Annotated in this window: 10 protein-coding genes and 2 pseudogenes; 8 read left to right on the top strand and 4 right to left on the bottom strand. The window is 54.8% G+C overall.

Features of this window, described 5'->3' with window-relative positions; genetic code table 11:
• Nucleotides 1-107: 107 nt before the first annotated feature.
• From ACMTNU_RS18970 to ACMTNU_RS18960, 3 genes and pseudogenes are all read left to right on the top strand, one after another.
• A complete protein-coding gene (locus ACMTNU_RS18970; protein ID WP_413936855.1) occupies nucleotides 108-365 on the top strand; it encodes a ribbon-helix-helix domain-containing protein in 258 nt (85 codons plus the stop codon).
• Complete coding sequence (locus tag ACMTNU_RS18965; RefSeq protein ID WP_413936854.1) at nucleotides 346-774, top strand: type II toxin-antitoxin system VapC family toxin; 429 nt, start codon at nucleotides 346-348, stop codon at nucleotides 772-774. Before ACMTNU_RS18970 ends, ACMTNU_RS18965 begins: the two co-directional genes overlap by 20 nt.
• A 188-nt stretch (nucleotides 775-962) precedes the next feature.
• Nucleotides 963-1,160 (top strand): annotated as a pseudogene (locus ACMTNU_RS18960) (hypothetical protein); the annotation flags it as partial.
• Between the two features lie 213 nt (nucleotides 1,161-1,373).
• On the opposite strand, the gene ACMTNU_RS18955 reads toward ACMTNU_RS18960, so the two are convergent.
• On the bottom strand, nucleotides 1,374-2,615 hold the full coding sequence (locus ACMTNU_RS18955; protein ID WP_413936856.1) for an RNA polymerase sigma factor: 1,242 nt from the start codon (nucleotides 2,613-2,615) through the stop codon (nucleotides 1,374-1,376).
• Nucleotides 2,616-2,852: 237 nt separating this feature from the next.
• Here ACMTNU_RS18955 and ACMTNU_RS18950 point away from each other — a divergent pair, with 237 nt between their 5' ends.
• Nucleotides 2,853-3,896, top strand: a complete 1,044-nt coding sequence (locus ACMTNU_RS18950; protein WP_413936853.1) for a methyltransferase — start codon at nucleotides 2,853-2,855, stop codon at nucleotides 3,894-3,896.
• Nucleotides 3,897-4,166: 270 nt separating this feature from the next.
• Here ACMTNU_RS18950 and ACMTNU_RS18945 read toward each other — a convergent pair whose 3' ends face one another.
• The 3 genes and pseudogenes from ACMTNU_RS18945 to ACMTNU_RS18935 form a co-directional block, all read right to left on the bottom strand.
• On the bottom strand, nucleotides 4,167-4,529 hold the full coding sequence (locus ACMTNU_RS18945) for a YciI family protein (RefSeq protein ID WP_413936852.1): 363 nt from the start codon (nucleotides 4,527-4,529) through the stop codon (nucleotides 4,167-4,169).
• A gap of 39 nt (nucleotides 4,530-4,568) precedes the next feature.
• Nucleotides 4,569-4,982 (bottom strand): VOC family protein, encoded by a 414-nt coding sequence (locus ACMTNU_RS18940; RefSeq protein ID WP_413936851.1) that lies wholly within the window; start codon nucleotides 4,980-4,982, stop codon nucleotides 4,569-4,571.
• Between the two features lie 166 nt (nucleotides 4,983-5,148).
• Nucleotides 5,149-5,550 (bottom strand): annotated as a pseudogene (locus tag ACMTNU_RS18935) (efflux RND transporter permease subunit); the annotation flags it as partial.
• Between the two features lie 118 nt (nucleotides 5,551-5,668).
• On the opposite strand from ACMTNU_RS18935, the gene ACMTNU_RS18930 reads away from it, so the two are divergent.
• The 4 genes from ACMTNU_RS18930 to ACMTNU_RS18915 all read left to right on the top strand — a co-directional run.
• Nucleotides 5,669-7,189, top strand: a complete 1,521-nt coding sequence (locus ACMTNU_RS18930; protein ID WP_413936850.1) for a PAS domain S-box protein — start codon at nucleotides 5,669-5,671, stop codon at nucleotides 7,187-7,189.
• Nucleotides 7,161-7,805 (top strand): response regulator, encoded by a 645-nt coding sequence (locus ACMTNU_RS18925; protein ID WP_413936849.1) that lies wholly within the window; start codon nucleotides 7,161-7,163, stop codon nucleotides 7,803-7,805. The genes ACMTNU_RS18930 and ACMTNU_RS18925 overlap by 29 nt, the downstream gene beginning before the upstream one ends.
• A 319-nt stretch (nucleotides 7,806-8,124) precedes the next feature.
• Nucleotides 8,125-11,562, top strand: coding sequence for a molybdopterin-dependent oxidoreductase (locus ACMTNU_RS18920; RefSeq protein WP_413936848.1), 3,438 nt, complete (start codon nucleotides 8,125-8,127; stop codon nucleotides 11,560-11,562).
• Between the two features lie 88 nt (nucleotides 11,563-11,650).
• A partial coding sequence (locus tag ACMTNU_RS18915; protein ID WP_413936847.1) for a 4Fe-4S dicluster domain-containing protein occupies nucleotides 11,651-12,743 on the top strand: 1,093 nt, incomplete at its 3' end.

Genomic DNA, 12,743 nt, shown 5'->3' with positions numbered 1-12,743 from the left:
GCGTGCCGACCCGTGATTAACCACCACCAGTTACACAGAAAACTTGACACGCCCCTCATAGCAACAAGACGTTGACATCAATATGAGCACTCGATATGCTTTGATGCATGAGAACAACGATTAACCTCCCTGACGACCTCATGACGCAGATCAAGAAGCTGGCGGCCGCATCCCACTCCACGGTGACGGCTCTCATTGAAGATACCCTCCGTGAGAGCCTGGCCAGACGCCGTCGCACACGGCGGTCTGGGCGAGTGACCTTACCGACCTATGGGAAGAAAGGTCCGCTCCCCGGGGTCGATCTCGACGATACCGCATGCCTGCTCGACGTGATGGAGTCATCAGGTGATTCTGCTCGACGTTAATGTCCTCGTCTATGCTCACCGGCATGATTCGGTACGCCACGCGGAGTACCAGAGCTGGTTAGAGAGACTACTCGATTCTGATCGGGCGTTCGGCCTATGTGATCTGGTGCTGAGCGGATTTCTCCGAGTGGTGACTCATCCTCGCGTCTTCGGTGATCCCACGCCGCTGCCGCTTGCCATGCAATTTGTCTCATCGTTGCGCAATCATCCGAATGCCGTGACGCTGACGCCGGGTGAGCGACACTGGGATATCTTCCAGCGTTTGTGCCAGGAGGTGAACGCCAAGGGAAATCTCATTCCCGACACCTACCTGGCCGCCCTCGCGATCGAGGCAGGCGCTGAATGGATCACCACCGACCGGGACTATGCCCGCTTCAAGAGCCTACGTTGGAAGCATCCTCTCAGCTGATGCACTCAGCAGTTCATGCTGGCTTGTCTCCCCAGGTGGTGTGGGTGGTAAAAAATGCCTTTTGGCAGTTTTCGTTCGCCTACCAGCAACTCGCCCGCACCCGTTTGCCTTCAGAGATCTTGGAGAACATCTCTCTGCGATGCTGCCCGAGCAGCCGCGATTCATTGAACCGGCCACGGTTATAGGGTAACGATTTCAATCTCAACATCTCTCGCTACATCAGCACGGCCGTGGGCGAGGAGGAGATTGACCTCGCGGCGACGCACGAGGCACTGGTGGAGATTGAAAAAGACATCCAGAACGCCCGGGATACGCACAATGGATTCTTGAAGGAGCTGGATTTGCCGCTGTTGCCAACAGATAATGTCGGGTCGTCAAAGGCATAGCTGGTGCTGAACCGGCGGCAGAAGTTGGTGGCGTGTCCGTTCTTTGAAGCGCAGGGATTTGAGGTGGTCGAGAGTCAATCTGTTGAAGGACGGGGGGGCGCTCAAAAATTACCGCATAGTGAGGGCAGCGCGTGATTGAGACCTCGGGGTCTGTGCGATAGGAGCCGTTTTCTTGAAATTCCACTCCGACGCGATTGTTGCGGGATTCTCTTTTCAATTTTTCAGCTCGCTTAGCCGTTTCTCTAGAAATCGTCGTTCCGGTTCTTGCTTCGCGATCGCCAGCGCACGTTGATACGAGACGCGGGCCTCGGCATTCCTGCCAAGCCTTCGGCAGAAGTCGGCTCGTGCGGCATGGGCCAAGTGATACTGGGCTAACTCACCGCGCGCTAGCAGTGCATCGACGAGTTCCAAGCCCTTAGCCGGTCCATCACGCATGGCAATGGCCACTGCTCGATTGAGCTGGATGATCGGCGAAGGTTCGACTCGTAGCAGTACATCATACAAAGCCACGATTTGTGCCCAATCCGTTTGTTCGGCGCTCAGGGCTTCGGCATGGACGGCGGCGATGGCTGCTTGGAGCGTATAGGGGCCAATGCGCTTCGACGACAGGGCGCGTTCCACGAGTGCGATGCCTTCTGCGATCTGTGCTTGGTTCCAGAGTGAACGGTCTTGTTGTTCCAAGAGTACAAGATCGCCATTGGCAGACGTGCGGGCTGGTCTTCTCGATTCATGCAACAGCATCAAGGCGAGTAGTCCCATGACCTCCGGTTCCGGCAAGAGCTGTACGAGAAGTCGGCCAAGGCGAATCGCTTCGCCGGAGAGGTCAGCTCGTGTGAGCGATGCTCCAAAGGAAGCGGAGTAGCCTTCGTTAAAGACCAAGTACACGACGCGCAGCACCGAGTCTAGCCGTTCCGGGAGTTCTGACGGCGGTGGGACCTCATAGGGGATACGTGCATCACGAATCTTGGTTTTTGCCCTGACAATTCGCTGGGCCATCGTCGCCGGTTTGGTGAGAAAGGCCCGAGCGATCTCCTCTGTGGTGAGATTGCAGACCTCCCGCAGCGTCATGGCCAGTTGCGATTCTTCTGCAAGAGCCGGATGACAACAGGTAAAGATCAGACGGAGACGGTCGTCTTCAATATGCTCATCTTCCTGTGCGGAGGAATCGTTGGTGGTGACCTCCAGGTGTTTGGCAAGTTCGCTCAAGGACGCGTCATAGCGGGCGCGGCGCCTCATGCCATCGATGGCTTTGAATCGTCCGGTGGAGACCAGCCAGGCGCGAGGATTGGCCGGCAGGCCGTCACGTGGCCACTGTTCCATCGCAACCGCGAAGGCTTCCTGCAAGGCTTCTTCGGCTGCGTCAAAATCACCGAGTAGGCGGATCAATGTAGCAAGAGCCTGCCGCGATTCGGCGCGGTAGATTCCTTCGACTTGCGCACGAGCCTGGGTCGTGATGCTCACACCTACAGTCTCCCAAGCCAGGGGCTCTGTCCTGATGACAATTGGAGCCTGTGATCGGCTGAGGCCAACCGCACTCCCTGCATATGGTCGACATAGGGGTCATAAATCGACGCGAGTCCCATGTTCAGCCGGAAGCTTACGCAGATACAGTCCTGTGAATCCAATCTCCCGTTCCCTTCGTAGAGGAAGGAGTAGGAACGAACGCCCCATACTCTACCACGAGAGGAAACCATGACGATTGCCACACATGACACGATTGAAAGACCACCTGCCACATCTCCCGTCGAGCTGATCATGAATCTCTCGCTCGGCTATCTTGTCTCCAGGAGCCTTCACGTCGCTGCTGAACTCGGCATCGCCGATTTTCTGAGAGACGGTCCCAAGACGATTGAAGTGCTTGCTACACAGCTCAGAGCCCATCAGCCATCACTGCGGCGCCTCCTGCGAACATTGGCCGCCTATGGGGTGTTTGCCGAAGATGAGCACGGAGAGTTTACCTTGACGCCGGCCGCGGCGCTTCTGCAACAAGGTGTCATGCGGGACGGCGTGCTGTTGTGTGGCGAGGTGGCGGGTGACGGTTCATGGTGGAATGCCGTAGGCGCATTACGCCACAGTGTTATGACCGGCCAGCCGGCTTTTGAGTGTCAGCAGGGAAAGCGCTTCTTTGACTATGTTCAGGATCATCCCGAATGCGGAAGATGGTTCGATCGAGGAATGGCCAATTTCGCGACCGCCGAAAACTCTGCAATGGCTCAGGCCTATGATTTTTCCCGCTTCGGTCATCTCGTCGATGTCGGCGGTGGGCAAGGTGGACTGCTCGCAGAAATCCTGACCTCCCATCCGACCGTCCAGGGCACGTTGTTCGATGTCCCTCAGGTGGTCCAGGTCCCGGCCTATGTGGATCATGCTCGGTTGAGCGGTCGCTGGCGAACCGTCGGCGGAGACTTCTTTCAATCAGTGCCGGTCGGTGGGGATGCCTATTTGCTGAAACGCATTCTGCATGATTGGAGTGATGAACACTGTGTTCGGCTGCTCCGCAATTGTGCCAAGGTGATGAGTTCGACGACTCCGTTACTGGTCATGGAAGCATTGGTCCCTTCTGGCAATCAGCCGCATCCCGCAAAGGTGATGGACATCCTCATGATGGTGTTTGGGGAAGGGCGCGAACGATCGGAACAGGAATTCAATGAATTGTTTCATCAAGCAGGGCTGAGACTTCATGCGACTATTTCGACTCGGAGTACCCTCTCGGTTCTTGAGGTGATTCGAGCCTAACCTGGATGCGTACGCGCTCATTGAGGAGACTCCGATGGAATTCCCCTTCATGCTGATCAGCGATGGCTAGCAGTGTGTTGACAAACCCTAGGCTGTATCTCAAATGGCTCGGTGAACAGCGTGACCAACTGAATCGAGAGACCCCACATGCTGTTCAGAAAGGCTGTCCAGCAAGGCCGCAGCGAGCGAAGAGGCGAATCGTACTCTGTGCCGTACGTTGAGCCTCTGAGCGACGCGAGAACGCCGCTGGCGGCCTTTGTCAACAGCCTGCTAGTCAGCACACCCGAGTTCCTTCATCGGTCGCACTTCCACGCTGCCGAACCGGGCGGCGGGAAACTGCGCGGCGATACGGATAGCGTCGTTCAGGTCCGGGACGTCGATCATTAAAAATCCGCCGAGTTGTTCTTTTGTCTCAGCAAATGGCCCATCGGTGGTCGTGGTCTTGTCTTCTCGGACCCGCACGGTCGTGGCGGTCTCTGCTGGGTGAAGGGGGGAAGCCGCAAGCAACTGACCGGCTTTCTTCAATTTGTCGCAATAGGCCATCGCTTCGTCCGAGATCGCACGACGTTCAGGGGCAGGGAATCCGTTCAAGATCCTCTCTTCAAGGTAGACAAGGCAGAGGTATTTCATCATGGCCTCCTGGGTCACGTGTATTCATGGGGTAAGGGCCCGCTACTTGGCTCGTTCGTTCATTTCCCACAGGGCAAAGGTATTGCCCTCGGTATCCAGGCAAATGGTGAAGTAGCCCATACCGGGCACAGCCGTCTTGGGTTTACAGACTGTTCCGCCGAGTTTTTCAACCTTGGCCGCCGCTTTACTGACTGATGGAACGCTGATGTAGTTCGTGATCGGCTGTTGAGGATGCATGCGGGGCATCATGCCGCCATCGGGTGACGCATCTGGGCCCCCGGTATCGATATGCCAGTAGTCGTTGATGGCGGCGGGCAGTGTGGCAAACTTCCAGCCGAACATCGATTGATAGAACTTCTTGGCTCGGCTCAAATCATCTGCCGGAACTTCAAACCAACAAATACTGGCCCGTATCTGCGAGATTTGTGTCTTTCTCTTTGTTGTCTTCTTCGCCATGCTTCCCTCCTACTGTTGAAGTGGTTGGTACCTGCCATAAGCCATTGGCTATACGCTATCGGCTTGCTCGTAAGATAGTCGTCGAGAAGGGAAAAAATCGACAGGGCTTTCTTCTCTTGATGTGGAGATATTGGAGGAACAAGCCGGTCCAGCTAACGGTAGTGGCCTATGCTTCGGCTTCTGCCGGTAGGAGCGCTGTGCCTGTCTCGTTTTCTGGTACTGCATCTGATTGATGTTGTGCGGCAATCAGCGAGTAGAACACCGGGACGACAAAGAGGGTAAAGAGAGTCCCGACCGTCATCCCAGTGACGAGCATCATGCCGATACTATTGCGGGCTGCCGCTCCTGGTCCAGTGGCCAGCATGAGCGGGAAATGGCCGAAGATGGTGGCGGCCGAGGTCATCAACACCGGTCGCAGTCTGGTTAAGGAGGCTTTGCGGATAGCGACAAGTCTCGACAGCCCTCTGACCTGTAGCTGATTGGCAAACTCCATGATGGGGATCCCGTTTTTGGCAATGAGGCCGACTAATGTAATCACCCCGACCTGAGAATAAATATTGATAGTCGTCAGATCGACTTCAGCCTCGCTCACCTGTCCAGCCTGGCGATAAGCGTTCATTTGACGTACGCCTGTCATCCTCGATAACCTTAAGCAACAATAGCAACTTTTTACTTGGAACCACACCATGCTTACGGATGTGCGTTTGAGAGAATCGGTCTTGATCATCTTCATGGCCATTCTCCTGGCGGGGTTGTTCGTTTTCGACATGTATTCACCCATGGCCTTCGCCGATCATGAGTTTTATGTCTTGGTTGTTTTAGTTGCCACTGCTTCGTGTTTTTCATGGATGCCGGCAATTGTTGCTGGTGCAGGGACCCTCCTCACCATGGTTGGAGGCATGGGGACTCCATGGTTTGCCAATTTGCCTCCGTGGATTCAGATTGGGAACCGGTCCATCACGATTGTGATTTTGTGGGTACTCGTTTGGTTTGCCTGGAAACGGCGCCAGGCTGAAGCGGCGCTGCAGAAAGCGAATGAGGATCTGGAGCAAAAAGTCACAGAAAGGACTCAGGAACTCGCCGCTGCCAATCGTACCTTGGTGATGGAAATTGCCGGACACGTTCACACTGAACAGGCGCTACGACTTTCTCAGAGGCGGCTTGCCGACATCCTCGACCTTGCGGAGGATGCCATCATCGTCACTGAACATGATCGATCGATCACGCTCTTTAATCAAGGAGCGGCGAAGCTGTTCGGTTATGATCCAAGCGAGGTGCTGGGGAAGCCGATAAATCTGGTGCTGCCGGAACGATTTTGGATTGATTATTCGTCCTACATCAACACGTTCACTCATGATTCAGAGTCGGCCCATAGGTTGGCACAACGGCGTGAAGTGTTTGGCGTAAAAAAGGATGGAAGTGAGTTTCCTGCAGAAGCAAGTATCTCCAAGTTGAGCGTCGCCGAGAAAACGACGTTTACCTTGATCGTGCGAGACATCACGGACCGGCTGAGGACGGAGCGGCAGCTCCAGTCATTGACATCCGAGCTAATGACGGCACAAGAGGAAGAACGGCGGCGTATTGCTCGCGAGCTCCACGACGACATTAATCAGCGACTGGCCTTGGTGGCAATCGAAATCGGGAACATGTTGTCCGATCCCTCGATACTGACCGAGCAAACCAAGAGAACGATTCAATCTCTCAGTCAACGGCTGGTCAGAATCTCGGATGACGTTCGCCGCATGGCATACCAATTTCATCCCTCTATCCTGGATGATCTGGGGCTCACTGCGGCGCTCAAACGTATGGCTGATGAATGGTCGGAAAAGACGGGGATTAAAATCGTCATTGTTCAAGAAGAGATGGCCGATCGTTTGCCGCGCGATGTCGCCTCTTGCCTCTATCGAGTTTCACAGGAGAGCCTTGCCAATATAGTGAAACATTCCCACGCCGTTCGTGTGGAGCTCGAATTGACCTGTGGTGAGCAAGAGATTACCCTGTCGATTTATGACGCCGGTGTTGGCTTCGATCTTAAGGATGTTCAGGCTCGCAATCCCGGGTTAGGCCTGGTTAGTATGCGGGAGCGGGTTCGGTCCGTGCGAGGACGATTTGACATCCAGTCCGAACCAGGCCGAGGCACACATATTATGGTACATATCCCATTCTCTGGAGCGGCACATGAAGAAACCACGAGTTATCTTGGCTGACGACCATACCTTTGTGCTTGAAGGATTCAAAAAATTACTGGAAGTGCATTGCGAATTAGTAGCGTCTGTGGAAGATGGTCGGGCGCTCATTGAAGCCACGATAAAGCTCGAGCCAGACCTCGTGATACTGGACATTTCAATGCCAAAGCTTAATGGCGTTGAAGCGGCGAGAAAGCTCAAGAAGCAGTTCCCGGTGGTGAAACTGATTTTCGTTACGATGCATGCCGACATGGCCTATGTCGACGCGGCGTTCAGAGCCGGAGCTTCAGGTTATTTGTTGAAACGATCGGCAGCCACGGAATTGATGGAGGCGGTACGCTCCGTGATGAACGACAAGTTCTACGTGACTCCTCTCATTACAAAAGAGGTCGTGACGTCATTCCTTAAGCCGACACAAACTCGTTTGGCTACGATTGACGACTTAACAACGAGACAGCATGAGATTCTTCAATTGGTTGCCGAAGGATTGTCCGCGAAAGAAATCGCCGACCAACTGAAGATCTCTCACCGCACAGTTGAGTTTCACAAGACCAAGATCATGGAGCAGCTCCACGTCCATAGTACGTCTGATCTGGTCAAATACGCAGTGGCACATGGCTTAGTCACCGCATCGTGATGCCTCTGGACTTACTACAGTAGTTGGTCCATCAAAACCTCGTAGTTTCTCCAAACCAAGCCGGTAGTCTTTCCTCCCCTTATCCCAGCGGGGCTCGGCTAAACTGCATCCTCGTAAATGTTTGGTGCGTCAACTGTGATTCACGCTAGACTCGTGCTTGTTCCTGGCTCGTGAATGAGCAGGCGAGAGTTACTATTGTCGTGCATGTTGAGTTAAGCACGCGTGAATCTCGGAGAGTGGAATCTGAACTCATGAAAAAAACTGATCTTTCTCATAATCACTGCGTCTTCCTCATACTACTAAATGGGAGGTAGAACACATGGTCATCACGCGTAGGCAGTTCATGAAAGCTTCTGCCGGCACGATCGCTGCCATAGCTGTGGCGGACAAAGTTCTGGCATTGACGGCGCTTCAGCCGGTAATCGAGGTCGGCAACCCCTTGGGGGAGTATCCGGACCGATCCTGGGAACGGGTCTATCACGACCAATATCGGTACGATTCATCGTTCACATGGGTCTGCTCCCCTAACGACACGCACGCCTGCCGCATTCGAGCTTTCGTCCGCAACGGAGTGGTGATGCGGGTCGAACAGAACTACGACCACCAGACCTATGAAGACTTGTATGGAAACCGCGGGACCTTTGCGCACAACCCTCGAATGTGTCTCAAGGGATTTACCTTCCATCGGCGCGTCTACGGGCCGTATCGCTTGAAGGGTCCCTTGATCCGGAAGGGCTGGAAACAGTGGATGGATGATGGCTCACCCGAACTCACCTCGGACACGAAGCGCAAGTATAAGTTCGACAGCCGGTTCTTGGACGATATGCTCCGGGTCTCCTGGGATACGGCCTTTACCTATGCAGCGAAGGCCATGATCATCATTGCCACCCGATACAGCGGGGAAGCCGGGGCGCGGCGTCTTCGTGAACAAGGCTATGCCCCCGAGATGGTGGAAATGATGAAGGGTGCGGGTGTGCGCTGTTTCAAGCACCGAGCCGGCATGCCCATTCTCGGATTCATTGGCAAGCACTCCAACACCCGCTTCAACAACAGCGTCCTGCCGGTATTGGATACGTGGATTCGCAAGGTCGGTCCGGATCAGGCGCAAGGCGGCCGGTATTGGAACAACTACACCTGGCATGGAGACCAAGATCCCTCCCAGCCATTTTGGAACGGGACGCAAAATTGCGACGTAGATTTGAGCGATATGCGCTTCACGAAGTTCAACACGAGCTGGGGCAAGAATTTCGTCGAGAACAAAATGCCGGAAGCGCATTGGAAGCTCGAATCAATCGAGCGCGGGGCGCGCCTCGCGGTGATCACGCCGGAGTACAATCCCACGGCACAGCGCGCCGATTACTGGATTCCCCTTCGCCCGCAGTCGGATGGGGCCTTTTTCCTCGGCGCCTGCAAGATCATTCTCGATGAGAACATGCACGACATCGACTATCTCAAGCAGTTCACGGACATGCCCTTGTTGGTCCGCACGGATACCCTCCAGTATCTGGACCCCCGGGAGGTGATCCCGAACTACAAGTTCCCTGATTTCTCCCACAGTTATTCCGGCCGAATCCAAGCATTGAAACCAGAGTACATCGAACGGTTAGGCGGGTTCATGGTGTGGGACCTGGCCAAGCAGCAAGCCGTCCCGCTGCATCGTGAGCAGGTTGGCTGGCATTTCGATAGCAGCGGCATTCAGCCGGCATTGACCGGCACCTATCGAGTCAAGCTGTTGAACGGACGCGAAATCGATGCGCAGCCCATCTACCAGATGTATCAGATCCACTTCCAAGACTATGATCTCGATACCACACATCAGATCACCCGCTCGCCCAAGGATCTCCTGGTCCGCTGGGCGCGCGACTCAGGCACGATTAAACCGGCGGCCATTCACAACGGTGAGGGGGTCTGTCACTATTTTCATATGACCTCCAATGGACGGGCGGCCGCCCTGGTCCTGACCTTGACCGGCAATATTGGCAAGTTCGGTGCCGGCTGCCATACCTGGTCCGGCAATTACAAAGTGGGGATTTGGAATGCGACGCCCTGGTCGGGGGCTGGGGGCGGCGTACACTTATCGGAAGATCCCTGGCAGCTCAATCTGGACCCGAATGCCCATGGGAAGGAAATTAAGTACAAGAACTACTACTATGGCGAAGAGCCTGCGTACTGGAATCACGGTGATACGGCGTTGATCGTCAATACTCCGAAGTATGGCCGCAAGGTCTTTACGGGGAAGACCCATATGCCGACCCCCAGCAAACTGCGCTGGGTCGTCAACGTCAACCTGTTGAACAATGCCAAGCACCACTATGACATGGTGCGGAACGTCGACCCCAACATCGAATGTCTCATCACGCAGGACATCGAGATGACGTCCGACGTCAACCATGCGGATATCGCCTTTGCCGTGAATTCCTGGATGGAGTTCACCTATCCGGAAATGACGGCCACCGTGTCGAATCCCTGGGTTCAGATTTGGAAGGGGGGGATCCGTCCGCTGTACGACACGCGGAACGATGCCGATACGTTTGCCGGGGTGGCGGCTCGACTCGCCGAGATCACAGGCGAGAAACGCATGCGAGACGTCTTCCATTTTGTCTATGAGAATCGCGTGGACGTCTACGCCCAACGTCTCCTGGATGCGTCGAGCACCTTTTACGGGTATAGTGCCGACGTGCTCTTGAAGTCGGAAAAGGGGTGGATGGTCATGGTGCGGACCTACCCGCGGCACCCCCTCTGGGAGGAGACGAACGAATCGAAGCCAATGTGGACCCGATCGGGGCGCATCGAGAGCTATCGGGTTGAACCGGAAGCGATCGAGTACGGCGAAAACTTTATCTCCCATCGCGAAGGTCCTGAGGCGACGCCCTACCTGCCGAACGCCATTTTCACGACCAACCCCCATGTTCGGCCTGACGATTATGGCATTCCCGTCACGGCCCAACACCACGACGACAAAACAATCCGGAACATCAAGCTCTCGTGGGCTGAAATCAAGCGCCACACCAATCCCCTCTGGGAAAAGGGGTACCAGTTCTACTGTGTGACCCCAAAGACCCGTCACCGAGTTCATAGTCAATGGTCGGTGAACGACTGGGTGCAGATTTATGAGTCCAACTTCGGAGATCCGTACCGGATGGATAAACGGACGCCAGGAGTCGGCGAACACCAGGTCCACATCAATCCCCAAGCGGCCAAAGATCGCGGCATCAATGACGGTGATTATGTGTACATCGATGGAAATCCAGTGGACCGTCCCTACCGCGGCTGGAAACCGAGCGATCCCTATTACAAGGTCGCGCGATTGATGATTCGCGCCAAGTACAACCCAGCCTATCCGTATCATGTCACGATGGCGAAGCACGCTCCGTATGTGTCAACTGCCAAGTCCGTGAAAGGGCATGAGACTAGACCAGACGGACGGGCGATCGCGATTGATACCGGCTATCAGTCGAACTTCCGATACGGCGCCCAACAATCCTTTACGAGGAGCTGGCTCATGCCAATGCATCAAACCGATTCGCTCCCGGGCAAGAGTGCGAATGGGCTGAAGTTTAAGTGGGGGTTTGAAATCGACCACCATGCGGTCAACACGGTACCGAAAGAATGTCTCATACGTATTACCAAAGCCGAAGACGGTGGCATCGGGGCTCGCGGGCCGTGGGAACCGGTTCGGACGGGATTCACGCCGGGTCAAGAGAACGAATTTATGATCAAGTGGCTCAAGGGTGAACACATCAAAATTAAGGTGTAAACCAGGAAAATGACACAACGCTTGGAGATCGATCGGCGTATGTCCGATCTCCAAATAGAGCACGTCGAACGTACGAACGGAGGACGCAATGCCCGAAGTCTATAATTGGCAACTGGGACGAAAGATGTTGTATCCCTACGAGGAACGACATCCAAAATGGCAGTTTGCTTTCGTGTTCAACATCAATCGCTGTTTGGCCTGTCAGACCTGTAGTATGGCCGATAAATCGACCTGGCTCTTTTCTAAGGGACAGGAGTACATGTGGTGGAACAATGTGGAGACCAAGCCCTACGGCGGGTATCCACAGTTCTACGATGTCAAAATCACGCAGTTGATTGAACAGGTTAATCCTGGAGGGCAAGTCTGGAACGTCCGTGTTGGACGAAAACACCATGCTCCTTATGGTGTGTTTGAAGGGATGACCATTTTTGATGCCGGGGCCAAAGTGGGCCAAGCGGCAATTGGTTATATTCCAACGGACCAGGAATGGCGCTTCGTGAACATCTACGAAGATACAGCCACTTCAATGCGAGCCCTGGTCGAGGGCATCGATAAGACGGGTTTCTCACGAGATGAACCCTGGAAAATGACTGGAAGTAGTCTCCCCGAACATGAAACTTTCTACTTCTATCTCCAACGCATCTGCAATCACTGCACCTATCCTGGCTGTCTGGCGGCCTGCCCAAGAAAGGCAATTTATAAGCGACCGGAAGACGGCATTGTCTTGATCGACCAGAATCGGTGCCGTGGGTATAAGAAATGCGTGGAGCAGTGTCCGTATAAGAAGCCAATGTACCGAGGAACTACCCGAGTCAGCGAAAAATGTATCGCCTGCTATCCACGGATCGAGGGTAAGGACCCTCTCACCGGCGGTGAGCCAATGGAAACCCGATGCATGGCGGCCTGCGTCGGAAAGATTCGCATGCAGAGTCTGGTGCGGATCGGGGACGACGGCCTGTGGGCCGAAGATCGATGGCATCCATTGTACTACGCAATTCGAGTGGAACAGATTGCCCTTCCCCTTTATCCGCAATGGGGGACCGAGCCCAATGGGTTTTACATTCCGCCTCGGCATTCGCCGCGTGGCTATGCCCGACAGATGTTTGGCCCGGGCGTGGACAATGCGATTGAAAAGTACCTGGTTCCCAGCCGCGAGCTGTTAGCGGTGCTCCAGCTCTGGA

The sequence above is a fragment of the Nitrospira sp. BLG_1 genome (assembly GCF_047338595.1).
GTDB lineage: Bacteria > Nitrospirota > Nitrospiria > Nitrospirales > Nitrospiraceae > Nitrospira_D.
Note: the sequence above shows the minus strand (reverse complement) of the source record. Positions and strands in the feature narration are given on the sequence as shown.